At 71.7% G+C, this 22982-nt stretch carries 20 protein-coding genes; 16 read left to right on the plus strand and 4 right to left on the minus strand.

Features of this window, described 5'->3' with window-relative positions; genetic code table 11:
* Positions 1–21: 21 nt before the first annotated feature.
* Positions 22–1404: an FAD-binding oxidoreductase gene (locus tag ACGFYV_RS34970; RefSeq protein WP_393882564.1), complete on the minus strand. Its 1383-nt coding sequence runs from the start codon at positions 1402–1404 to the stop codon at positions 22–24.
* A gap of 126 nt (positions 1405–1530) precedes the next feature.
* Positions 1531–3333, minus strand: coding sequence for a glycoside hydrolase family 15 protein (locus tag ACGFYV_RS34975; RefSeq protein WP_393882592.1), 1803 nt, complete (start codon positions 3331–3333; stop codon positions 1531–1533).
* A 554-nt stretch (positions 3334–3887) separates the two neighbouring features.
* On the opposite strand from ACGFYV_RS34975, the gene ACGFYV_RS34980 reads away from it, so the two are divergent.
* The 12 genes from ACGFYV_RS34980 (at position 3888) to ACGFYV_RS35035 (ending at position 18224) form a co-directional block, all read left to right on the plus strand.
* Complete coding sequence (locus ACGFYV_RS34980) at positions 3888–5537, plus strand: CTP synthase (protein WP_393882565.1); 1650 nt, start codon at positions 3888–3890, stop codon at positions 5535–5537.
* A gap of 83 nt (positions 5538–5620) precedes the next feature.
* Positions 5621–6247 (plus strand): NUDIX domain-containing protein, encoded by a 627-nt coding sequence (locus ACGFYV_RS34985; protein WP_393882566.1) that lies wholly within the window; start codon positions 5621–5623, stop codon positions 6245–6247.
* A 268-nt stretch (positions 6248–6515) separates the two neighbouring features.
* Positions 6516–8591, plus strand: coding sequence for a tetratricopeptide repeat protein (locus tag ACGFYV_RS34990; protein ID WP_393882567.1), 2076 nt, complete (start codon positions 6516–6518; stop codon positions 8589–8591).
* A 132-nt stretch (positions 8592–8723) separates the two neighbouring features.
* Positions 8724–9848, plus strand: a complete 1125-nt coding sequence (gene ald, locus ACGFYV_RS34995) for an alanine dehydrogenase (protein WP_393882568.1) — start codon at positions 8724–8726, stop codon at positions 9846–9848.
* Between the two features lie 414 nt (positions 9849–10262).
* Positions 10263–11396, plus strand: coding sequence for a ParA family protein (locus tag ACGFYV_RS35000; RefSeq protein WP_393882569.1), 1134 nt, complete (start codon positions 10263–10265; stop codon positions 11394–11396).
* On the plus strand, positions 11381–11977 hold the full coding sequence (locus ACGFYV_RS35005; protein WP_393882570.1) for a hypothetical protein: 597 nt from the start codon (positions 11381–11383) through the stop codon (positions 11975–11977). The genes ACGFYV_RS35000 and ACGFYV_RS35005 overlap by 16 nt, the downstream gene beginning before the upstream one ends.
* Positions 11978–12750: 773 nt before the next feature.
* Entirely contained in the window at positions 12751–13821 is a 1071-nt protein-coding gene (locus ACGFYV_RS35010) for a segregation/condensation protein A (protein WP_393882571.1), read from the plus strand.
* Positions 13818–14471: an SMC-Scp complex subunit ScpB gene (gene scpB / locus ACGFYV_RS35015; RefSeq protein ID WP_393882572.1), complete on the plus strand. Its 654-nt coding sequence runs from the start codon at positions 13818–13820 to the stop codon at positions 14469–14471. Before ACGFYV_RS35010 ends, scpB begins: the two co-directional genes overlap by 4 nt.
* Positions 14471–15595 (plus strand): pseudouridine synthase, encoded by a 1125-nt coding sequence (locus tag ACGFYV_RS35020; protein ID WP_393882573.1) that lies wholly within the window; start codon positions 14471–14473, stop codon positions 15593–15595. The genes scpB and ACGFYV_RS35020 overlap by 1 nt, the downstream gene beginning before the upstream one ends.
* Positions 15596–15695: 100 nt before the next feature.
* Positions 15696–16442: an NUDIX domain-containing protein gene (locus ACGFYV_RS35025; protein ID WP_393882574.1), complete on the plus strand. Its 747-nt coding sequence runs from the start codon at positions 15696–15698 to the stop codon at positions 16440–16442.
* Complete coding sequence (locus ACGFYV_RS35030) at positions 16439–17461, plus strand: ADP-ribosylglycohydrolase family protein (protein WP_393882575.1); 1023 nt, start codon at positions 16439–16441, stop codon at positions 17459–17461. The genes ACGFYV_RS35025 and ACGFYV_RS35030 overlap by 4 nt, the downstream gene beginning before the upstream one ends.
* A 4-nt stretch (positions 17462–17465) precedes the next feature.
* Complete coding sequence (locus ACGFYV_RS35035; protein WP_393882576.1) at positions 17466–18224, plus strand: DNA polymerase beta superfamily protein; 759 nt, start codon at positions 17466–17468, stop codon at positions 18222–18224.
* Here ACGFYV_RS35035 and ACGFYV_RS35040 read toward each other — a convergent pair.
* Positions 18141–18902, minus strand: a complete 762-nt coding sequence (locus ACGFYV_RS35040; protein ID WP_393882577.1) for a DNA polymerase beta superfamily protein — start codon at positions 18900–18902, stop codon at positions 18141–18143. The genes ACGFYV_RS35035 and ACGFYV_RS35040 overlap by 84 nt on opposite strands.
* A gap of 105 nt (positions 18903–19007) precedes the next feature.
* Positions 19008–19505 (minus strand): Rieske (2Fe-2S) protein, encoded by a 498-nt coding sequence (locus ACGFYV_RS35045; RefSeq protein WP_393882578.1) that lies wholly within the window; start codon positions 19503–19505, stop codon positions 19008–19010.
* 247 nt (positions 19506–19752) lie between these two features.
* On the opposite strand from ACGFYV_RS35045, the gene aroH reads away from it, so the two are divergent.
* The 4 genes from aroH (at position 19753) to ACGFYV_RS35065 (ending at position 22938) form a co-directional block, all read left to right on the plus strand.
* On the plus strand, positions 19753–20115 hold the full coding sequence (gene aroH, locus ACGFYV_RS35050) for a chorismate mutase (RefSeq protein WP_393882579.1): 363 nt from the start codon (positions 19753–19755) through the stop codon (positions 20113–20115).
* Positions 20112–21197 carry a prephenate dehydrogenase gene (locus ACGFYV_RS35055; protein WP_393882580.1) on the plus strand — a complete coding sequence of 362 codons (1086 nt, stop codon included), beginning with the start codon at positions 20112–20114 and terminating at the stop codon, positions 21195–21197. Before aroH ends, ACGFYV_RS35055 begins: the two co-directional genes overlap by 4 nt.
* 383 nt (positions 21198–21580) lie before the next feature.
* Positions 21581–22273 (plus strand): (d)CMP kinase, encoded by a 693-nt coding sequence (cmk, locus tag ACGFYV_RS35060; protein ID WP_393882581.1) that lies wholly within the window; start codon positions 21581–21583, stop codon positions 22271–22273.
* Positions 22231–22938: a lysophospholipid acyltransferase family protein gene (locus ACGFYV_RS35065; RefSeq protein WP_393882582.1), complete on the plus strand. Its 708-nt coding sequence runs from the start codon at positions 22231–22233 to the stop codon at positions 22936–22938. The genes cmk and ACGFYV_RS35065 overlap by 43 nt, the downstream gene beginning before the upstream one ends.
* Positions 22939–22982 lie beyond the last annotated feature (44 nt).

A 22982-nucleotide genomic window follows, 5' to 3' on the forward strand; every position in this document is an offset into this window, starting at 1 on the left:
CGTCCGCAGGACAGTTCCAAACTACAGCGGCTTGATGTTGTGGTTGAAGCGGAAGACGTTGTCGGGGTCGTAGCGCCGCTTCACCTTCGCCAGGCGCAGGGTGTTCCCCTCGCCCAGGCCTGCCCGGACCCGCTCCGGGCCCTCGTCGCCGATGAAGTTCAGGTAGACGTCCCCGGTGCTCCAGGGCCGCATGGCCGCGCGCACCTCCCGTACCCAGGCGACGCACCGCTCGTCGTCGGCCGGGTCCGCCCAGATGCCGAACGGGTGCACCGCCCAGGGCGCGTCCCGGTACGGCACCGGGTACTCGTGCGGCCCTGCGGCGATCGCTCCGCCCTGCGGGAGCAGTGTGTGCCTGGTGCCGGTCGGCACCGGCATGCGGTCCCCGAGGGCGCAGAAGACGTCCACCGCCTCGTCGGGCAGGTCGCCGAGATACTCCGCCGACCAGTGGTTGCGCAGGCCGGCCGGCTGCTCGAACATGCGCTGGACGTCGGCGTACGGCATGACGCCGGCCACCTCCACCTCGTGCGGCAGCGCCAGCAGTGGCGCGGCGAGCGTGCGCAGGTCCTCCTCCGCGCCGGCGTAGGTGAGCAGCAGCCCGCACAGCAGCCTGCCGGCCAGCTCCGGCGGAACGAACGCCTCCGGCGGCCCCGTGACGTACAGGACAGTGCCGCTCACCTCGTCCGGACCGCCGAGGACGACCTCGCGGAAGGTGCGGACCGCCTCGGGGCCGAACCGCGGCCGGTACATCAGCAGCGCGGCGCAGAACACCGGCAGCTCGTGCAGCTCCAGGGTGAGCGCGGTGGCGATGCCGAAGTTGCCGCCGCCGCCGTGCAGGGCCCAGAACAGCTCGGGGTCGTCGTCGGCGCTCGCGCGCACCCGCTCGGCGTCGGCGGTCACCAGTTCCACCCCGATGAGGTTGTCCACGGCGAGACCGAAGGCACGGTCCAGCCAGCCGGTGCCGCCGCCGAGGACGAAGCCGCCGACCCCGGTGGTGGAGACACGGCCCCCGGTGGTCGCGAGGCCGTACGGCTGGGTGGCCCGGTCCAGATCACCGATGGTGGCGCCGCCTTCGACCCGGACCGCCTCGGCCGCCGGGTCGACGCTCACCTTGCGCAGACGGCGCAGATCCACCACGACCGCGCCGTCACCGAGAGCCGCCCCGGCCACGCTGTGCCCGCCGCCGCGCACCGCGACCGGCAGATCCAGATCGCGCGCGAAGCGCACGGCCCGGACGACATCGGTCACGTTCGCACACTGAGCGATCACGGCCGGACGGCGGTCGATCATCGAGTTGAAGACCGTCCGAGCGTCGTCGTAGCCCCCGTCCCCGGGGGCGAACACCTCGCCCGCGAGTTCCTCGCGCAGCGCGGCCAGCGCCGTGCGCGCCTTCGACGGGGGAGCCATGGCCACCCCCTCCCGAACCGAGGGGAACCATCCGCTTCCAGCCTAGGCGGGCACGGCCACCTGGGCACGGCCACCCGGGCATGGTCACCCGGGCGCGGTCACCTGGGCACGGCCACCCGGGCGCGGTCAACCCCCGTACGCCCCCGACGCCGTCAGCCGCAGTGCCGTGTCGATCAGGGGAACGTGGCTGAAGGCCTGCGGGAAGTTGCCGACCTGGCGCTGCAGGCGCGGGTCCCACTCCTCGGCGAGCAGGCCGAGGTCGTTGCGCAGGGCGAGGAGCTTCTCGAAGAGCTTGCGGGCCTCGTCCACGCGGCCGATCATCGCCAGGTCGTCCGCCATCCAGAACGAACAGGCGAGGAAGGCGCCCTCGTCGCCGGGCAGTCCGTCGACGCCCTCGTGCCGGCCCTCGGTGGGGTAGCGCAGGATGAACCCGTCCGTGGTGGACAGCTCGCGCTGGATCGCCTCGATGGTGCCGATCACCCGCTTGTCGTCCGGCGGCAGGAAGCCCATCTGCGGGATCAGCAGCAGCGAGGCGTCCAGCTCCTTGGAGCCGTAGGACTGCGTGAAGGTGTTGCGCTCCTTGTCGTAGCCCTTCTCGCAGACGTCCCGGTGGATGTCGTCGCGCAGTTCCTTCCAGCGCTCCAGCGGGCCGTCCGCGTCACCGGACTCGATCAGCTTGATGGTGCGGTCCACGGCCACCCAGGCCATCACCTTGGAGTGCACGAAGTGCCGGCGCGGGCCGCGAACCTCCCAGATGCCCTCATCCGGCTCCTGCCAGTGGTCCTCGAGGTAGCGGATCAGCTTCAGCTGGAGCAGCGAGGCGTAGTCGTTGCGGGCCAGGCCCGTCATGTGCGCCAGGTGCAGGGCCTCGGTGACCTCGCCGTACACGTCCAGCTGGAGCTGGTGGGCCGCGCCGTTGCCGACCCGGACCGGGGCGGAGTGCTCGTAGCCCGGCAGCCAGTCCAGCTCGGCCTCGCCCAGCTCGCGCTCGCCGGCGATGCCGTACATGATCTGCAGGTTCTCCGGGTCTCCCGCGACCGCGCGCAGCAGCCACTCGCGCCAGGCGCGGGCCTCCTCGCGGTAGCCGGTGCGCAGCAGCGAGGACAGGGTGATCGCCGCGTCCCGCAGCCAGGTGTAGCGGTAGTCCCAGTTGCGGACGCCGCCGATGTCCTCGGGGAGCGAGGTGGTGGGGGCCGCGACGATGCCGCCGGTGGGGGCGTACGTCAGCGCCTTCAGCGTGATCAGGGAGCGGACCACGGCCTCGCGGTAGGGCCCGTGGTAGGTGCACTGCTCCACCCACTCGCGCCAGAACTCCTCCGTCGCCTCCAGCGACTGCTCCGGCTCCGGCAGGGGCGGCGGCTGCTTGTGCGAGGGCTGCCACGAGATCGTGAACGCGATCCGGTCACCGGGGGCGACCGTGAAGTCCGAGTACGTGGTCAGCGACTTGCCGTAGGTCTCGGCCTCCGTGTCGAACCACACGGAGTCGGGACCGGCGACGGCCACCGTCCGGTTCTCGTGCTTGTGCACCCACGGCACCACACGGCCGTAGGAGAACCGCATCCGCAGCTCCGAGCGCATCGGCACCCGGCCGGTGACGCCCTCCACGATCCGGATCACCTGCGGGGCGCCGTCGCGCGGCGGCATGAAATCCGTCACGCGCACGGTGCCGCGCGGGGTGTCCCACTCGGACTCCAGGATCAGCGAGTCTCCGCGATAGGTCCGCCGGGCGGCCGTGGGTGGCGGGGAGTCGGCGGCGTGCGCCGGCCCGAGCCGCCAGAAACCGTGTTCCTCGGTGCCCAGCAGGCCGGCGAAGACGGCGTGCGAGTCGAAGCGGGGCAGGCACAGCCAGTCCACCGTGCCGTCCCGGCAGACCAGTGCCGCGGTCTGCATGTCTCCGATGAGTGCGTAGTCTTCGATGCGCCCGGCCACGTGCAACTCCAGTCGAACGGCCACGTCACCCCCACGCGTGGGGGGTTGTCGCTAGTGCGGTCAAGGGTCGTTGTTGTGCGTCGTTGAGCGGTGGAGCAAAGCAGCCCGCCGAGCCCTGAGGCGACACGGAGGTCCTTGCCCAACCGGCTGCCGTGCTCTCGTTGGTTCCGGGTGGAACGGGCGGGGGTGTGCCGTCGTTTCCGGCCGGGCCCGGCAGCGAATGTCCGAGCAGGATACGACGCACGTAGCTGGTCTGGGTGCCCCTCAGGGCAAGCTCTATGGGCCGAACGGGTGAGCAACGGGTGAAACCATGTGACCGGTGTGACTCGTGCAAGCGGGTGGGGTGACACCCCGTCCGTGTCCGTGGCGGAGCATGCGCGGAGCGTGGCCGGAAGCCATCCGGCTCGGGCGCTGATACCCTGGTAGCCCGTGGACCGGTGGGCCCGAAACCCCCGAACCGCAGCGACGGCGCCTCCGCGAAGAACCACACGGTTCCCGCGAGCCCGCAGCCGTTCCGCACGACAGATCGCGACCACGGGAGCACCCTCTTGGCCATGCCGCCGAAATCTACGACGACCAAGCACATCTTCGTCACCGGGGGTGTCGCCTCCTCGCTCGGCAAGGGCCTCACCGCCTCCAGCCTGGGCATGCTGCTCAAGGCCCGTGGCCTGCGCGTCGTGATGCAGAAGCTCGACCCGTACCTGAACGTGGACCCGGGCACGATGAACCCCTTCCAGCACGGTGAGGTGTTCGTCACCAACGACGGCGCCGAGACCGACCTCGACATCGGCCACTACGAGCGCTTCCTCGACCGCGACCTCGACGGCTCCGCCAACGTCACCACCGGCCAGGTGTACTCGACGGTGATCGCCAAGGAGCGGCGCGGCGAGTACCTGGGCGACACGGTCCAGGTCATCCCGCACATCACCAACGAGATCAAGCACCGCATCCGGCGCATGGCCACCGAAGAGGTGGACGTCGTCATCACCGAGGTCGGCGGCACGGTCGGCGACATCGAGTCGCTGCCGTTCCTGGAGACCGTCCGCCAGGTCCGCCACGAGGTCGGCCGGGACAACGTCTTCGTCGTGCACATCTCGCTGCTGCCCTACATCGGCCCCTCCGGCGAGCTGAAGACCAAGCCGACCCAGCACTCCGTCGCCGCACTGCGCAACATCGGTATCCAGCCGGACGCGATCGTGCTGCGCTGCGACCGCGAGGTCCCCACCGCCATCAAGCGCAAGATCTCGCTGATGTGCGACGTGGACGAGGCCGCGGTCGTGGCCTGCCCGGACGCCCGCTCGATCTACGACATCCCGAAGGTCGTGCACACCGAGGGCCTCGACGCCTACGTCGTGCGCAAGCTGGACCTGCCCTTCCGGGACGTGGACTGGACGACCTGGGACGACCTGCTGGACCGCGTCCACAACCCCGACCACGAGATCACCCTCGCCCTGGTCGGCAAGTACATCGACCTGCCCGACGCCTACCTGTCGGTCACCGAGGCGCTGCGCGCGGGCGGCTTCGCCAACAAGGCCCGCGTCCGGATCAAGTGGGTCACCTCGGACGACTGCAAGACCCCGGCCGGCGCCAAGGCCCAGCTCGCCGACGTCGACGGCATCTGCATCCCCGGCGGCTTCGGCGACCGCGGTGTGCTCGGCAAGGTCGGCGCGATCCGCTTCGCCCGCGAGAACAAGATCCCGCTGCTCGGCCTCTGCCTCGGCCTGCAGTGCACCGTGATCGAGGCCGCGCGCAACCTGCTCGGCATCCCGGACGCCAACTCCACCGAGTTCGACCCGGCCACCGCCCACCCGGTCATCTCCACCATGGCCGAGCAGATGGACATCGTCGCCGGTGAGGGTGACATGGGCGGCACCATGCGGCTCGGCATGTACCCGGCGAAGCTGGCCGAGGGCTCGATCGTGCGCGAGGTGTACGACGGCAAGGAGTACGTCGAGGAGCGCCACCGTCACCGCTACGAGGTGAACAACGCCTACCGCGCGGAGCTGGAGAAGCAGGCGGGCATCCTGTTCTCCGGCACGTCGCCCGACGGCAAGCTCGTCGAGTACGTGGAGTACCCGCGTGACGTGCACCCTTACCTCGTCGCGACGCAGGCCCACCCCGAGCTGCGCTCGCGCCCGACCCGGCCGCACCCGCTCTTCGCCGGCCTGGTGAAGGCGGCGGTCGAGCGGAAGATCTCGAAGTAGCACAAGGGTTGTACGGTGGCCGGGGCGCGCGAGTTCAAAACGATCGCGCCCCGGCCACTCGCGCACGTGGGGAAGGACAGGGCATGACGATCAGGGACACCCGGGAAGAGTGGGAGATCCGGGCGACGGAGACCCCCTTCGTGGGCAACAAGACCTCCGTGCGCACGGACGACGTGGTCATGCCCGACGGCTCGGTCGCCCGCCGTGATTACCAGGTCCACCCCGGCTCGGTCGCCGTCCTCGCCCTGGACGAGGAGGACCGGGTCCTGCTCATCAACCAGTACCGCCACCCGGTGCGGCACAAGCTCTGGGAGATCCCGGCCGGCCTGCTGGACGTGCCCGGCGAGAACCCGCTGCACGCCGCCCAGCGCGAGCTGTACGAGGAGGCGCACGTCAAGGCCGAGGACTGGCGGGTGCTGACCGACGTCTACACCACCCCCGGCGGCTGCGACGAGGCCGTACGGATCTTCCTCGCCCGCGATCTGTCCGAGGCCGAGGGGCAGCGGTTCGAGGTCGAGGACGAGGAGGCCGACATGCAGTACGCGCGCGTGCCGGTCGACGAGCTGGTGCGCCGGGCGCTCGCCGGTGACGTGCACAACAACTGCCTCGTCGTGGGCGTCCTCTCCCTGGTCGCGGCCCGTGGCGGGGACGGCCTCCAGGCCCTGCGCCCGGCCGACGCGCCGTGGCCCGCACGGCCCTTCACGTCCTGAACCCACCGCCCGAAGCGGTGTCCTGAACCCACCGCCCGAAGCGGTGTCCTGAACTCGCCGCCCGAAGCTTCCTGAACCCATGCCCCGAAGCACCCTGAACGCACGCCCCGAAGCATTCGTGTGACGATCGCCTGATCCGATCGGGGGATGTACCCGCCGTGCCCGCCTCGCTCCGCCGGGAACGTCGCAGAGCGTGAACTAGGCTCTGGAAATGCCCGTATCGGAGTCCCGGCGGGCTTGCGCGTGCGGTGGGACGGGAGTGTGGCCCGTGACGGATCAGGCGGTGGACACAGGCGACGTGCGGTTGTCGGCACCGCAGGCCACGGAGGACCAGTTCCTCGGTCGTACACGGGAGTTGAAGGAACTGCGCGCCGACATCGAGCGCGCGGGCCTGGACACCATCTCCGGCCGCAAGGCCCCCCGCGCGCGCGTGCTCCTCATCGCGGGCCGGCCCGGTTCCGGCCGCAGCGCCCTCGCCGAGGAACTCGTCCGGCAGGTCGCACAGCGTTACCCCGACGGCGTGCTGCGCGCCCGGCTCAGCGAGCCCGACGGCACCCCCGTACCGATCGAGCGCACCGCCCGCGAACTGCTCACCGCGCTGGGCGCACAGGCACCCGCGGGCGCCGCCGAGGACGACCTGACCGAGGCGCTGCGCGCCGCCCTCGCCGAGCGGCGGATGCTGCTCCTGCTGGACGACGCACCCGGCGCCGAACAGGTCGACGCGCTGCTGCCTGACACCCCGGACTGCCTGGTCGTCGCCGTCTCCGGCGGCCCGCTCACCGGCATCTCCGACGTCCGCCCCTGCACCCTCGGCGGCCTGGACACCAAGTCGGCGGTGGAACTCCTCACCCGCTGGACGGGCTCGGTCCGCATCACCGTCGACCCGCGCTCCGCCGAGAGCCTGGCCGAGGCCTGCCAGGGCCAGCCCGCGGTGCTCACGCTGGCCGGCGGCTGGCTCGCCGCCCGGCCCCAGGCGGCCGTCTCCGACCTGGCCAAACGGCTGCACACCTACGCCCCCGACGGTGCCGTCGGCGCCGACGGCACTCCGTTGGCCCGCGTCCTGCGCCTCGTCCACGACCAGCTGCCCGGTCAGGCCGCCCGGATACTGCGACTGCTCTCCCAGGCCCCGGCCGGGACCGTCGACCCGCACACCGCCTCGGCGCTGGCCGGCTGCACGGTGAGCCGGGCCCGCACCACGCTGGGCGAGCTGGCCGCCCTCGGCCTGCTGCGGGCCGTGGACTCCCCGCTGCCCGAGTACGACGTCCCCGGCTGTCTGCACCCCCTGCTGCGCGCTCTCGCCGAGGCCCAGGACCGCCCGGCGGAGCTGCAGCTGGCCCGCGCCCGGCTGCTGGAGCGGGACGTGCGGCTGCTGCAGTCCTGCCGGGCGATCACCGAGCCGGACAGCCCGCAGGCCCGGGAGAAGCTGCAGACCATGCCCTCGGCGCTGCGCTTCGCGACCGCCGAGGCAGCCGCCGAGTGGCTGCGGGTCAGACGGCCCGCCCTGCTGGCCGCCGCCCGGCTCGCGGTGGCGGACGGGGAGCTGGACACCCTCGCGCGCCGGCTGATGTCCCAGCTGGTGCGGGCCATGGTGGCGCACTTCGGCACCCAGGCGTCCGCACCCGATCTGTACGGCGTCCACGGCCTCGTCCTGGACGTGGCCGAGCGGCGCGGACTGCCCCGGGAGAAGGCCGCGGCGCTGCTGAACCTGGGAGATCTGGACGCCCGGACCGGCCGTACCCGGGACGCCCTGGCCCGCTACCGGGCCGCTCTGGACGCCGGACGCGAGGCGAACGACCCGTACGCGACCGGCCGCGCGATGGAATCCGTAGGCGGCGCGTACCAGGAGCTGGGCGACTACGACCGGGCCGCCGACTGGTTCGGCCGGGCGCTCGCCGAGCGGCTGGCCCGGGACGAGCGCACGGAGGCCGCCCGGCTGTACGGCCGGATCGCCACCGCCCACACCTACGCGGGCCGCTACGGGGAGTCGCTGCGCGGCTGGCGGGCCGCCGTCGCCGGATACCGCAAGGACGGCGATGTCGCGGCCCATGCGCGGGCGTTGAGCGAGCTGGCCCGGGTCCAGGAGTACGCGGGGCGGCCCGAGGAGTCGCTGCGGACCTGCCGGGAGGCGGTGGAGTGGGCGAGGCGCGCCGAGGACGCCCGGCTCCAGGCCGCGCTGCAGCTCCGGCTGGCCGACACGCTGGACCGGCTCGGTGACCCCGCGGCCGCGCACCTGCACCGCGCGGCGGCGGAGCGCATGCTGGGTGAGGAGGCCCAGGACGGTGAGGAAAGCCAGGAGCCGGCCGCTGAAGCCTGCGAAATCCGTAGTACATCTGATGAAGATTGATGCAATGAAAGGCTAGACACGCGGAACACCTTCATTAAACTGGCTCTGCCGCACGTTCTCCTGCGGTGTCTCCCGGTGTGCCGCGGTATGCCTGGGTATGTCTTGTAAGAACCCCCCTCTGAGCCAAGGACCGTGATCCACGTGAAGGTCGGCATCCCCCGCGAGGTCAAGAACAACGAGTTCCGGGTGGCCATCACCCCCGCCGGTGTGCACGAGCTGGTGCGCAACGGCCACCAGGTCGTCGTCGAGCGGGGCGCCGGTGTCGGCTCCTCGATCACCGACGCGGAGTACGCCGCCGCCGGCGCCGCGATCCTCGACACGGCCGACGAGGTGTGGGCCACCGCTGACCTGCTGCTGAAGGTCAAGGAGCCCATCGCGGAGGAGTACCACCGCCTCCGCAAGGACCAGATCCTCTTCACCTACCTGCACCTGGCCGCGTCCAAGGAGTGCACGGACGCCCTGCTGGAGTCCGGCACCACGGCGATCGCCTACGAGACGGTCGAGCTGCCCAACCGCGCGCTGCCGCTGCTCGCCCCGATGTCCGAGGTCGCGGGCCGCCTGGCCCCGCAGGTCGGCGCCTACCACCTGATGGCCCCGGTCGGCGGCCGCGGTGTGCTGCCCGGCGGCGTCCCCGGTGTGACCCCGGCCAAGGCCGTCGTCATCGGCGGTGGCGTCTCCGGCTGGAACGCCACCCAGATCGCCATCGGCATGGGCTTCGAGGTCACCCTGCTGGACCGCGACATCAACAAGCTGCGCGAGGCCGACAAGATCTTCGGTACGAAGGTCAAGGCCGTCATGTCCAACGCCTTCGAGCTGGAGAAGGCCGTCCTGGACGCCGACCTGGTCATCGGCGCGGTCCTGATCCCGGGCGCCAAGGCCCCGAAGCTGGTCACCAACGAGCTCGTGTCCCGCATGAAGCCCGGAAGTGTCCTTGTCGACATCGCGATCGACCAGGGCGGCTGCTTCGAGGACTCCCGTCCCACCACGCACGCCGAGCCGACCTTCAAGGTCCACAACTCGGTCTTCTACTGCGTGGCCAACATGCCGGGCGGCGTGCCGAACACCTCCACCAACGCCCTCACCAACGCCACGCTGCCGTACATCGTCTCCCTGGCCAACAACGGCTGGGTTGAGGCGCTGCGCCGTGACGCCGCGCTCGCCAAGGGTCTGAACACCCATGACGGCAAGGTCGTTTACAAGGAGGTCGCCGAGGCCCACGGCCTGGACCACCTCGACCTTGAGGCCGTCCTCGGCTGACGTCCCTGACCCGGTGAGTCACTAAGTCACCATCAGGTAAAAGGCGATTCGTCAACACAGGTCGTCAACACCGCGCACCCGGCCGGACCTTGCCCGACAAGGTCCGGCCGGATGTGTGTATGGTCACTTTGCGGCACTCGGTCAACTCGCCTCGAACGTAACTCTTCGACCGATTCGTACACCGGTGAAACCTGCCGTGCGACGGCCGTACGCCCTTGACAGCAGGATGTTTCATTGCCGACACATCCAGCCGGGTCCGGCGGATTGTGTTGCTGCGGACCGCCGACACGCCATAGAGTCGCCAACCGTCGGCATGGTGCCACGCTGACCTTGTCTAGAAGTTTCCTGGTCACCAAGGAGGTAAGACGACTTGTGAATGAGTCGACATTTTCTCCCGGGGGTGGTCAACCAGGAATGCCGGCACGGGGCCAGGGCCCCGCGGGATTCGAGGCTGTCGGCTCCGTCGCAGTGCGCACCTTCGCAGCCCACCAGAGTCCGGGTCCGCAGGCGACCCGGACAGCACACCAGAGCATGGATGGCCATCACGTGAACGCCATGGCCGGCGACGGAAGTGGCGCGCCCCACAGCCGGTTCGCCGACTACGACGAACTGCCCGAGGGGCACTTCTACGACCCCGACGCCGAGTACGAGCCCGATCCTGAGTACGCGGCCACGCTCGCGCCCGACGCGGCCCGCCAGCGCCGCGAGCGCATCGGTCCGACCGGACGCCCGCTGCCGTACTTCCCGATCCCGGGCCCGCTGACGGACCACGGCCCCGCGAAGATCATCGCGATGTGCAACCAGAAGGGCGGCGTGGGCAAGACGACGTCGACCATCAACCTGGGTGCCGCGCTCGCGGAGTACGGCCGGCGTGTGCTGCTCGTGGACTTCGACCCGCAGGGCGCGCTGTCGGTGGGGCTCGGCGTCAACCCGATGGAACTCGACCTGACGGTCTACAACCTGCTCATGGAGCGGGGCATGTCCGCGGACGAGGTCCTGCTGAAGACGGCGGTCCCCAACATGGACCTGCTGCCCTCCAACATCGACCTGTCGGCCGCCGAGGTCCAGCTGGTCTCCGAGGTGGCCCGCGAGTCGACGCTGCAGCGCGCCCTGAAGCCGCTGATGTCCGACTACGACTACATCGTGATCGACTGTCAGCCCTCGCTCGGCCTGCTCACCGTCAACGCCCTGACGGCGGCTCACAAGGTGATCGTGCCGCTGGAGTGCGAGTTCTTCGCGCTGCGCGGTGTGGCCCTGCTGACCGAGACGATCGAGAAGGTCCAGGAGCGGCTCAACCCCGACCTGGAACTGGACGGCATCCTCGCCACGATGTACGACTCGCGCACCGTGCACAGCCGTGAGGTGCTCGCGCGTGTCGTCGAGGCGTTCGACGACCACGTCTACCACACGGTCATCGGGCGCACGGTCCGCTTCCCGGAGACCACGGTCGCCGGTGAGCCGATCACCACCTACGCCTCCAACTCCGTCGGTGCCGCCGCCTATCGTCAGCTCGCCAGGGAGGTGCTCGCCCGGTGTCACGCCGAGTGAGTCTGCCCGGGGCCGACGAACTCTTCCGTACGACAGGGGGGACGGCGCTCCAGCCGTCGACTCCGCGGCGCCCGGCGGGTGGTGAGGCCCGGGTGCCTGCCCCCGCGGGGGAGAGCGACCCGGCGTCCGCAGCCGCGCCTGCCGCTGCCGCTGCCGCGCAGGACGCGCCGCAGTCGGTGCCCGTGCAGGGCGGCGACGGCCAGGGCGCCGAGCACGTGGCGGCGGTCGAGGCGGAAGGGGCCGAGCCCGGCGAGTCCCGCACGCGGCCGGCCCGGCGGCAGGCGCCGCAGGACGATTCTTCCGCCGCCTCCGCCGACGCGGCTGCCGCGCAGCCCCGCAAGCGCGGGCGGGCGGCCAACCGGCGGCCCAGCGGGCGCGAGCGCCACGACGAGAAGATCACCGTGTACGTCTCGGCCGAGGAACTCATGGACCTCGAACACGCGCGCCTCGTCCTGCGGGGCGAGCACGGACTCGCCGTCGACCGGGGCCGCATCGTCCGTGAGGCGGTCGCCGTGGTCCTGGCCGACCTGGAGTCCCGCGGGGAAGCGAGCATCCTGGTCCGGCGGCTGCGGGGTCGATAGCCCGCCCCGCGCGCGTCAGGCGATAGCCTGCCACGGCCATGACCTCGAACGAATCCGGCTCCGCCGGACGCCGCCGAGTCCTGGGGCGAGGCCCCGGGACCGCACCCCCGCCTCCCCCTTCCCAGGAGGGAAGCCACCTTGCGAGGGAGCGGTCGGCAGCGGAGGATTCCGCGGCGAACCGGCCGGCGGCGGAGGATTCCGTGGCGGAGTGGTCCGGGGCAGAGGGTTCTGTGGCGGCGCGGTCCGCGGTCGACGCCGTGGCTCCTGGGGAGCCCGGTGGGCACGATGACGGCGAGCCTGACGAGGCACCCGGAGCTGCCGTCCCTGACGAGTCTGCGTCTGCCGCCGTCCCCGACGAACTTGCGGCTGGCGTTCTTGACGAGCGTGCGGTCGGCGCATCCGAAGGGCGTGGGGCCACCGCATCCGGGGAGCCGTTGGCTGCCGCACCCGAAGGGCCTGCGGTCGCTGTATCCGAGGAGCCTGCGGCTAGCGCGCCCGACGGGCCTCTGGCCGTCGGACCTGAAGGGCCTGGGGTCACCACACCCGAGGAGCCTGGGGCTGCTGCTGCCCTCGAAGCGCTTGCGGTCACCGCACTCGACGAGCCTGCGGTCGCCGCGTCCGAGGTGCCTGGGGCTGTCGCGTCCGACGAGCCTGGGGCTGCTGCATTCGAAGCGCTTGCGGCTGCCGCATCCGACGCGCCTGCGACTGCCGTCTGCGACGAGCCTGCGGTCGCCGCATCTGAGGATCCTGCGACTGTTGCGTCCGATCGGCCTGTGGCTGCCGCATCCGACGAGCCTGCGGCTGCCATCCCCGGCGAACTTTCGGTCGCCGAGTCCGAAAAGCCTTCGGGCGCGGAATCCGAAGTGCTGTCGGCCGCCGGGCCCGGAACGCCCCAAGCCTCCACACTCGAAGCCTCCGTGCCCCAAGCTCCCGCGCCGAAAGCCTCTGCGCCCCAAGCCTCCGTACCCCAAGCTCCCGCGCCCGGAACCCCCGCGCCCGGAGTCCCCGGAGATCATGAGGTCGGGGAGTCCCGTGATGGTGTGTTCAAGGTTCGTCTCGCCAATTTCGAGGGGCCCTTCGATCTGCTCCTTCAGCTCATCTCCAAGCACAAGCTGGACGTGACCGAGGTCGCGCTGTCCAAGGTCACCGATGAGTTCATGGCGTACATCCGGGCCATGGGGCCGGACTGGGACCTGGACCAGACGACCGAGTTCCTGGTCGTGGCGGCCACGCTGCTGGATCTGAAGGCGGCCCGGCTGCTGCCCACCGCCGAGGTGGAGGACGAGGCGGACCTGGCGCTGCTGGAGGCCCGGGACCTGCTGTTCGCGCGGCTGCTCCAGTACCGCGCGTACAAGCGGATCGCCGACATCTTCAACGAGCGCCTGGACGACGAGGCCCGCCGATACCCCCGTACCGTCGGCCTGGAACCCCACCACGCCGAGCTGCTGCCCGAGGTCGTCATCAGCATCGGACCCGAGGGGTTCGCCAGGCTGGCGGTCAAGGCGATGCAGCCCAGGGCCAGGCCGCAGGTGTACGTGGACCACATCCACGCCCCGCTGGTCAGCGTGCAGGAGCAGGCCGGGATCGTCGTCGCGCGGCTGAAGGAACTCGGCGAGGCCAGCTTCCGCGCGCTGGTGGAAGACACCGACGACACCCTGACCGTCGTCGCCCGCTTCCTCGCGCTGCTGGAGCTGTACCGCGAGAAGGCCGTCGCCCTGGACCAGGAGACCGCCCTCGGGGACCTGATCGTGCGCTGGACCGGCGGCGACGCGGACACGGCGCCGAGGGTCACCGACGAGTTCGACCGGCCGCCCGAGGTGCCCAAGGAGGGGAAGAAGGTATGAGCGAGGACACCGCGGAGCGTCCGGCGGGACCCCGTTCCGTCGCCGATCTCGATCTCAGGCCCGCCCTGGAGGCGGTCCTCATGGTCGTGGACGAGCCCGCGACGGAGGAGCACCTGGCGAAGATCCTGGAGCGGCCCAGACGGCAGATCGGCGACGCGCTGCGGGAGCTGGCCGACGACTACACCGTGCAGGGCCGCGGCTTCGAGCTGCGGTTCGTCGCGGGCGGCTGGCGTTTCTACAGCCGCGCGGAGTTCGCGCCCGCCGTCGAGCGGCTCGTGCTGGACGGCCAGACGGCCCGCCTCACCCAGGCGGCGCTGGAGACCCTCGCCGTCGTCGCCTACCGCCAGCCGGTCAGCCGCAGCCGCGTCTCCGTGGTGCGCGGAGTGAACTGCGACGGTGTGATGCGCACCCTCCTGCAGCGCGGTCTGGTCGAGGAGGCGGGCACGGAACCCGAAACAGGTGCGATCCTGTACAGGACGACGAACTACTTCCTGGAGCGAATGGGCCTGCGCGGCCTGGACGAGCTTCCGGAACTCGCGCCCTTCCTCCCCGAGGCGGAGGCGATCGAGGCCGAGACCCAGGAGGGCGTACCGTCGTTCGATCCGGACGCTCCGGATTCCGAGGACGCAGACGACAAGACGGAACTTTGATGCGAAGCAGCAGCGGCAGGAACAGCAGCGGAAACAACGGCGGGAGCCGTGGTGGCAACAGCGGCGGCCGCGGCGGGAGCAGCGGTGGCCGCGGTAACTACCGCGGCGCCGGCAATGCCCGCGATGACAAGCAGGGCACCGGCCGGCCGAAGAAGCCGCGTCCGGAGGAGCGGCGTTACGACGTAGGCCCGGGTGCTACCCAGGACGGCCCGAAGTCGGGCCGTGGTGCCTCGGCGCGCGGCGGCGCCAAGGGCGGACCCCGGCAGGGCCAGGGCACCGGGCGCGGCCGTACGGCTCCGGCGAGTTCCCGTGAGTACGACGCGCGTGCCGAGGAGCGCAACCGCGAGCGGTACGCGGGCAAGAAGGACGTCAAGCCGCCCAAGACCTTCCCCGGCGCCGAGCAGGAGGGCGAGCGGCTGCAGAAGGTCCTCGCGCGCGCGGGCTACGGCTCCCGGCGCGCCTGCGAGGAGCTGATCGAGCAGGCCCGCGTCGAGGTCAACGGCGAGATCGTCCTGGAGCAGGGCAAGCGCGTCGACCCGGAGAAGGACGAGGTCAAGGTCGACGGCCTCACCGTCGCCACGCAGTCGTACCAGTTCTTCTCGCTCAACAAGCCCGCCGGTGTCGTCTCCACCATGGAGGACCCGGAGGGGCGCCAGTGCCTCGGCGACTACGTCACCAACCGCGAGACCCGGCTGTTCCACGTGGGCCGGCTCGACACGGAGACCGAGGGCGTCATCCTGCTCACCAACCACGGCGAGCTGGCGCACCGGCTGACCCACCCGAAGTACGGCGTGAAGAAGACCTACCTCGCCGCCATCGTCGGCCCGATCCCGCGCGACCTCGGCAAGCGCCTTAAGGACGGCATCCAGCTGGAGGACGGCTACGCGCGCGCGGACCACTTCCGGGTCGTCGAGCAGACCGGCAAGAACTACCTGGTCGAGGTGACCCTGCACGAGGGCCGCAAGCACATCGTGCGCCGCATGCTGGCCGAGGCCGGCTTCCCGGTCGAGAAGCTGGTGCGTACGTCCTTCGGGCCGATCACTCTGGGCGACCAGAAGTCGGGCTGGCTGCGCCGCCTGTCCAACACCGAGGTCGGGATGCTCATGCAGGAGGTCGACCTCTAGGCCCCTTCAGGCCCCTTAAAGGTCTCTCCAGGCCCCTCCCGGCGCCTCCAGGCGGCCTTCGAGGGCTTGTGCGCCACCGCACCCCCCTTTTATAGTCATCATGACTATTGAAAGGGGGGTGGGTGCTGTGCGGAGCTACGACAAGCACGCGTACGAGCCCTTCGCCGTCACCGTCGACCTCGCCGTCCTGACCCTGCGCGAGGGCGCCCTGCGCGTGCTGCTGGTCGAGCGCGGGCAGGAGCCGCACGCCGGGCACTGGGCGCTGCCCGGCGGCTTCCTGCTGCCCGAGGAGTCCGCCGAGACGGCGGCCCGGCGCGAACTCGCCGAGGAGACCGGGCTCGACGACGTCTCCGGGCTGCGCCTTGAGCAACTGCGCACCTACAGCGATCCCGGCCGCGACCCCCGGATGCGCGTCGTGTCGGTGGCGTTCACCGCGCTCCTGCCCGAGCCCCCCGAACCGCGCGGCGGCGGCGACGCGGCCCAGGCCCGCTGGCTGCCGTACGACGCGGTCCCGCCGCTCGCCTTCGACCACGACCGGATCCTCGCCGACGCCCGCGAACGCGTCGGCGCCGAGCTGGAGAACACCCGCGCCGCCACCGCCTTCTGCCCGCCCGAGTTCACCCTCGGCGAGCTGCAGCAGGTCTACGAGGCGGTCTGGGGCACGCCCCTGGACCGGCCCAACTTCCGCCGCAAGGTGCTCGGCACGCCCGGCTTCGTCGAACCCGTCCCCGGCGCCGCCCGGCTGACCGGAGGCCGTGGCAAACCGGCCGCCCTCTACCGGGCAGGCACCGCCACCGCCCTGCACCCGCCCCTGCTCCGACCGTCCCGGGAAGGACGCCCCGCATGACCACCCTCCAGGCGAGCAAGCACGCCGCCACCGGTTCCCTGCTCGGACTCGCCCTCGGTGACGCCCTCGGCTTCCCGACCGAGTTCAACGACGTGCCCTCGATCCTCGCCAAGTTCGGGCCCTGGCGGGAGATGGAGCTGCCCCAGCGGGCCCTCGTCTCCGACGACACGCAGATGACCCTCGCCCTCGGACGCGGGCTCCGTACGGCCATGGAGCGCGGGTACCTCGCGCCCAAGCGGCTGGAGCGGTCGCTGCGCGAGGAGTTCGTGGACTGGTACCAGTCGCCGGACAACAACCGCGCCCCCGGCAACACCTGCCTGAAGGCCTGCCATCTCCTCAAGGAGGACGGCCGGGCCTGGCAGGACGCCAGCCAGATCGGCTCCAAGGGCTGCGGCGCCAACATGCGCGTCGCCCCCGTCGGACTCGCCCCCGGCCTGAGCGACGAACAGCGCGCCGGCGCCGCCCAGTTGCAGTCCGCGCTCACCCACGGCCACCCCACCGCACTGGCCGCCTCCGACCTCACCGCCCACGCCGTCCGGCTGCTCGCCCAGGGCACCGACCCGGCGGGCCTCGTCGGACAGCTGCGGTCCTACGCGCTCGAGAACCGCACCCGCTACGACCACACCTGGCTCGGCGACCTGTGGACCCGCTCCCAGGACCCCAGCCCCGAGCACTTCATCGCGCGCGGCTGGGACGAGTGCCTGGCGATCCTCGCCCGGCTCCAGGAGGCCGTGCGCACCGTCTCCCCGGAGACCGACCCGTGCCTGGCCACCGGCGAGGGCTGGATCGCCGAAGAGGCCCTCGCCACCGGACTGCTCTGCTTCCTGCTCTTCCCCGACGAGCCCGTCACCGCCCTGCGCCGGGCCGCCTGCACCGCCGGCGACTCCGACTCGATCGCCTGCCTCACCGGCGCCTTCGCGGGTGCCTGGCTGGGCGCGGACGCCTGGCCCGCCGCCTGGACCGAGCGGATCGAGTACCGGGGCGACCTGTTGGCGCTGGGAGCGCTCTGGGACGCTTAGGCCCATGATCGACGACCTCGGCATGGACCTCGCGCCCGTGATCGACGAGCAGCCCCACCCCGTGCTGTTCGCGACCGTCTCCGGAGCGCACCTGTACGGCTTCCCGTCCCAGGACTCCGACCTGGACCTGCGCGGCGTCCACCTGCTGCCCGCGGCCGACCTGGTCGGACTCCACGAGCCGGAGGAGACACGCTCGCGCGCGTGGGTGCGCTACGACGTCGAGATGGACCTCGTCACCCACGACCTGCGCAAGTTCGTACGGCTGATGCTCCGGCGCAACGGCTATGTGCTGGAGCAGCTGCTCTCGCCGCTGGTCGTGCACACCGGGGACGTACACCGCGAGCTGACCGGGCTCGCCCCGGGCGTGCTCACCAGCCACCACGCCCACCACTACCGGGGGTTCGCGGTCACCCAGTGGCGGCTGTTCGAGAAGACGGGCGAACTCAAGCCGCTGCTCTACACGTTCAGGGTGCTGCTCACCGGCGTCCACCTGATGCGCGGCGGCGAGGTGCAGGCCCATCTGCCCACCCTCCTGGAGCAGGTGGACGCGCCCGGCTACCTGCCCGAGCTGATCGCCGCCAAGTCCGCGCGGGAGCACGGCGGCGCCGACGTCGACCACGCGCGCGTGGAGGCCGACGTGGAGCGGCTGCACGCCGTGCTCGACAAGGCGCAGGCCGCCTCAGCCCTGCCCGATACCCCGAGTGCGTACGACGCCCTGCACGACCTCGTGGTCCGCGTCCGGCTGGCAGGCCCGCAGGGCTGAGGCGCGGCGCGTGCGGAAGAGGAAGTCGGCCACACGCGCGTGGTCCGGCTCCGGGGGAAGCGGGCTGCCGCCCAGGGCCTGCTCGGTCTCGGCGGCCAGCCGGACCATCCGGGCCTCCACCTCCGCCCAGGGCACCTCGCCCCGCTTCACCGCCAGCAGCGGCTCCCGCTGATCGCCGACGTCGATCCGCAGCTCGCCGGTGCGCAGCAGATCCCGGGCGCTCATCAGCAGGCGGAGCAGGTGCATGGCGTGCTTCCAGCGCGGGGCGCCGGTCGTGCGGACATCGGCGTCGAGCTTGCGGCGCTGGCCGAGGGCGTAGCGCGTGAACGTGTCGTACGTCTGCCGGGAGAGGAACGCGTCGCGCAGGCCCAGCAGTTCGCGGCCGGTGTCGTCGACGTGTTCCACGAGCGGCGAGTGCAGACACTCCAGGATGTTCGGATTGCCGCGCAGTGCCAGCTCGCAGAACCGCTCCAGCTCCCAGGAGAAGCGCTCCTCGCCCGGCCCCTCCACGTGCGTCGGCGGCTTCTCGAACCGCCAGAACAGGGGAGCGGGGGCGAGGAAGACGCCCCGCCGGTCCGTGTCGCTGGTGTCCGTCGCCAGGCCGAAGGCCCGCGAACCCATGACACAGGCGTAGATGGTGTGGTCGCGCACGAGGTTCTCGGCGGTCTCGGGCTGCATGCCGGGAGGGTACGCGACCTGCTCGGGCCTGGTGGGACCCCGGTCGGGCCTGGTGGGACCCCGGTCGGGCCTGGTGGGATCCCGGTCAGGTCAGGCGGGGCCCGGTCAGGTCAGGCGGATCGAGTCCTTCTCCACCTTGATGTGCTTGGCGGGCAGCGGCCGGGTCGCCGGGCCGTGCGCCACCGAGCCGTCGGCGATGTGGAACTTGCTGCCGTGGCAGGGGCAGTCGATCGTGCCGTCCGCGACCTTGGCCACCGTGCAGCCCTGGTGCGTGCAGATCGCCGAGAAGGCCTTGAACTCGCCCTTCTTCGGCTGCGTGACCACGACCTTCTTCTCCTTGAAGATCTTGCCGCCGCCTTCCGGGATGTCGCTGGTCCGCGCCAGCACCGATCCGCTGACCGCGGTGTCCTGCCGGTCGGCGGGCGTCGCGCTCCTGCTGTCGGGCGAGGCGGACGTGTCGGCCGGGGAGGCGGACTTGCCGGCGGGCGAGGTGCTGGAGGACGCGGCGCTCTTGCTGTCGTTGCCGCCGCATCCCACACAGCCGACGGCGATCGTCGCCGCACCCGTCGCGAGAACCGTACGGCGCGTCGCGGGCTGGGTCATGAGTTCACTCCGAACGTCAGAGGGAGGAAAAGGGGTGATAAACGGCATACTCGCATTTAAGGGATCAAGGGTGAAGGAACCAGGAACAGGCCATCACCGGATCGGCCCCGCCGCGACACGGGGCGTCCGTCTCAGCGACCGGGCGTCGTGCGCCCGGCCCGTCCGCCCTGACTACGCTGGACGCAGCACGAGCCGACGACAGTCGACACGCACGTCATGAACACGCACGTCATGAAGGAGCAGCGCCGTGGCGGTACGAGCGGTCCGGGGGGCCGTCCAGCTGGAGCGGGACGAGGCCGCTCACATGGACGAGCAGGTCGGGGCTCTGCTCACCACCGTCCTCGAACGGAACGGACTCACCGCCGACGACCTGATCAGCGTCTGGTTCACGGCCACTCCCGACCTGCACAGCGACTTCCCGGCCGCCGCCGCACGCAAGCTCGGCATCGTCGACGTCCCGCTGATCTGCGCCCAGGAACTCGACATCGAGGGCGCCATGCCCCGGGTCGTCCGGATCCTCGCGCACATCGAGACGGAGCGGCCCCGCGCCGACATCGCCCACGTCTACCTCGGCGCCGCCGCCGCCCTGCGCAAGGACATCGCCCAGTGAGGACCGCTCTCGTCATCGGCACCGGCCTGATCGGCACGTCCGCCGCGCTCGCCCTGACCCAGCGGGGTGTCACCGTCCACCTCGAGGACCACGACCCCGAGCAGGCCCGTACGGCCGCCGCGCTCGGCGCCGGCACCGAGGCGGCCCCCCAGGGCCCGGTGGACCTCGCGATCGTCGCCGCCCCGCCCGCCCATGTGGCGGCCGTCCTCGCCGACGCCATGGCCCGCGGGCTGGCCCGCGGCTACGTCGATGTCGCCAGCGTCAAGGGCGGACCGCGCCGCGAGCTGGAGGCGCGCGGCCTGGACCTGTCCACGTACATCGGCACCCACCCCATGTCCGGCCGGGAGAAGTCCGGCCCGCTGGCCGCCACCGGCGACCTCTTCGAGGGCCGCCCCTGGGTGCTCACGCCGACCCGGGACACCGACACCGAGGTCCTCAACCTCGCCCTGGAGCTGGTCTCGCACTGCCGTGCCGTGCCGGTCGTCATGGACGCCGACGCCCACGACCGTGCCGTCGCCCTCGTCTCCCACATGCCCCACCTGGTCTCCAGCATGGTCGCGGCACGCCTGGAGAACGCCGAGGAGGCCGCCGTACGGCTGTGCGGGCAGGGCATACGGGACGTCACCCGGATCGCCGCCTCCGACCCCCGGATGTGGATCGACATCCTCTCCGCCAACCCCGGCCCGGTCGCCGACCTCCTCGCCGACGTCTCCGTCGACCTGGACGAGACCGTACGGGCCCTGCGCGCCCTGCAGTCCTCCGACGAGGACAAGCGGAGCGAGGGCAGCCAGGGCATCGCGGACGTGCTGCGGCGCGGGAACGCGGGCCAGGTGCGGGTGCCGGGCAAGCACGGGTCCGCTCCGCGCGTCTACGAGACCGTCGTCGTGCTGATCGACGACCAGCCGGGACAGCTGGCCCGGATCTTCGCCGACGCCGGCCGCGTCGGAGTCAACATCGAGGACGTCCGCATCGAACACGCCACCGGACAACAGGCCGGCCTGATCCAGCTCAGCGTCGACCCCAGATCCGCCCCCACCCTGAAGGACGCGCTGCGGGACATGGGCTGGGCGTTGCGCCAGTAGAGCAACGGGGCCGACTGGATCGGGCGCGTGGGGTGGCCTGACTGGTGTGTGCGGGGCCGAGTGCCTGGGCCGCCGGGGTCGCGGGTGTGGGTCCGCAGGGGCGGGTGACTGGGGCCGGCCGGTGGGCGTGAGTCGCCGGGTCCGGTGTGGGGCGGGTGTCTGGGGTCGGGTGGTATGCGGGACTCGCGGCCGGCCCGGTGCGTGTGGGCAGGGCCGGCCGGTGTGGACTGGTCCAGTCCTGGGGCTGCGTGGGGCGTGGGTGTGGCTTCGGCGGAGCCGGTACGTGGGGGTCCGGACGAGTGACCCGCACCCAGTAACCTTGTGCAGGGCGCTCTCGCTCCCCGTACCCCGCTCACCGCACCGCACCAGGAAGGTGTTCCCCAGTGGAAAACGGCGCCCCGACCGCCAAGCCCGTGATCGTCGCGATCGACGGCCCCTCCGGCACGGGCAAGTCGAGCACGTCGAAGGCCGTGGCCCGGCAGCTCGGCCTGAGCTACCTGGACACCGGCGCCCAGTACCGGGCGATCACCTGGTGGATGGTGACCAACGGCATCGACCTGGAGGACCCGTCCGCGATCGCCGCCGTCGCCGGCAAGCCGGAGATCGTCTCCGGCACCGACCCGGACGCCCCGACCATCACGGTCGACGGCGTCGACGTGGCCGGCCCGATCCGGACCCAGGACGTCACCTCCAAGGTCAGTGCCGTCAGCGCGGTGCCCGAGGTGCGCACCCTGATCACCGAGCTGCAGCGCACGCTGGCCCGCGGCGCCGAGGGCGGCATCGTGGTCGAGGGCCGGGACATCGGCACGACCGTGCTCCCGGACGCCGACCTGAAGATCTTCCTCACCGCGTCCGCGGAGGCCCGCGCCGCCCGCCGCAGCGGCGAGCTGAAGAACGCCGACGTCGACGCCACCCGCGAGGCCCTGATCAAGCGGGACGCGGCCGACTCCGGCCGGAAGGCCTCGCCGCTGGCCAAGGCCGGGGACGCGGTCGAGGTGGACACCACCGAGCTGACCCTCGCCCAGGTCATCGAGTGCGTCGTCACCCTGGTCGAGGAGAAGCGGGCCGGGAAGTGAGCCTTCCGTCACGCGGGGAGGGCGACCTCCCGTCCGAGCGGGGTGCCGAGGTCGGCCGGCGCATCGGCGTCGGCCTGATGTACGGACTGTGGAAGCCGCGCGTGCTGGGCGCCTGGAAGGTGCCCGCCACGGGTCCGGTGATCCTCGCCGTCAACCACTCCCACAACATCGACGGCCCGATGGTCATGGGCGTGTCGCCCCGGCCGACGCACTTCCTGATCAAGCAGGAGGCGTTCGTCGGCCCGCTGGACCCCTTCCTGACCGGCATCGGCCAGCTGAAGGTGGACCGCACGGCCGCCGACCGCACCGCGATCACCCGCGCCCTCGGCCTGCTGGAGGCCGGGGGAGTGCTGGGCATCTTCCCGGAGGGCACCCGGGGCGGCGGCGACTTCGCCTCGCTGCGCGCCGGCCTCGCCTACTTCGCGGTCCGCAGCGGCGCGCCGATCGTGCCGGTGGCGGTCCTGGGCAGCGCCGACCGGCGCGGGCGCGTGGTCAAGGCGCTGCCGCCGCTGCGCTCCCGCGTCGACGTCGTCTACGGCGAGCCGTTCGAGGCGGGCGACGGCACCGGGCGGCGGACGCGCTCGGCGCTGGACGCGGCCACCGAGCGCGTCCAGAAGCAGCTCACCGCCCACCTGGAAAACGCCAGGCGCCTGACCGGGCGCTAGGCGACACTTGAGTAGTGGTCCGGCCCACCGGGGCCCGGTCCACC

The sequence above is a fragment of the Streptomyces sp. NPDC048297 genome (assembly GCF_043201585.1).
Lineage (GTDB): Bacteria > Actinomycetota > Actinomycetes > Streptomycetales > Streptomycetaceae > Streptomyces.

What these genes read in the sequence shown, in the direction of transcription:
- ACGFYV_RS35000 (WP_393882569.1), top strand. Translation starts at nt 10,263, where the DNA reads ATGCCGGCACGGGGCCAGGGCCCCGCGGGATTCGAGGCTGTCGGCTCC.
- ACGFYV_RS35020 (WP_393882573.1), top strand. Translation starts at nt 14,471, where the DNA reads ATGCGAAGCAGCAGCGGCAGGAACAGCAGCGGAAACAACGGCGGGAGC.
- ACGFYV_RS34985 (WP_393882566.1), top strand. Translation starts at nt 5,621, where the DNA reads ATGACGATCAGGGACACCCGGGAAGAGTGGGAGATCCGGGCGACGGAG.
- scpB (WP_393882572.1), top strand. Translation starts at nt 13,818, where the DNA reads ATGAGCGAGGACACCGCGGAGCGTCCGGCGGGACCCCGTTCCGTCGCC.
- ACGFYV_RS34980 (WP_393882565.1), top strand. Translation starts at nt 3,888, where the DNA reads ATGCCGCCGAAATCTACGACGACCAAGCACATCTTCGTCACCGGGGGT.
- ACGFYV_RS34970 (WP_393882564.1), bottom strand. Translation starts at nt 1,404, where the DNA reads ATGGCTCCCCCGTCGAAGGCGCGCACGGCGCTGGCCGCGCTGCGCGAG.
- ACGFYV_RS35035 (WP_393882576.1), top strand. Translation starts at nt 17,466, where the DNA reads ATGATCGACGACCTCGGCATGGACCTCGCGCCCGTGATCGACGAGCAG.
- ACGFYV_RS35025 (WP_393882574.1), top strand. Translation starts at nt 15,696, where the DNA reads ATGACTATTGAAAGGGGGGTGGGTGCTGTGCGGAGCTACGACAAGCAC.
- ACGFYV_RS35040 (WP_393882577.1), bottom strand. Translation starts at nt 18,902, where the DNA reads ATGCAGCCCGAGACCGCCGAGAACCTCGTGCGCGACCACACCATCTAC.
- ACGFYV_RS35045 (WP_393882578.1), bottom strand. Translation starts at nt 19,505, where the DNA reads ATGACCCAGCCCGCGACGCGCCGTACGGTTCTCGCGACGGGTGCGGCG.
- ACGFYV_RS35030 (WP_393882575.1), top strand. Translation starts at nt 16,439, where the DNA reads ATGACCACCCTCCAGGCGAGCAAGCACGCCGCCACCGGTTCCCTGCTC.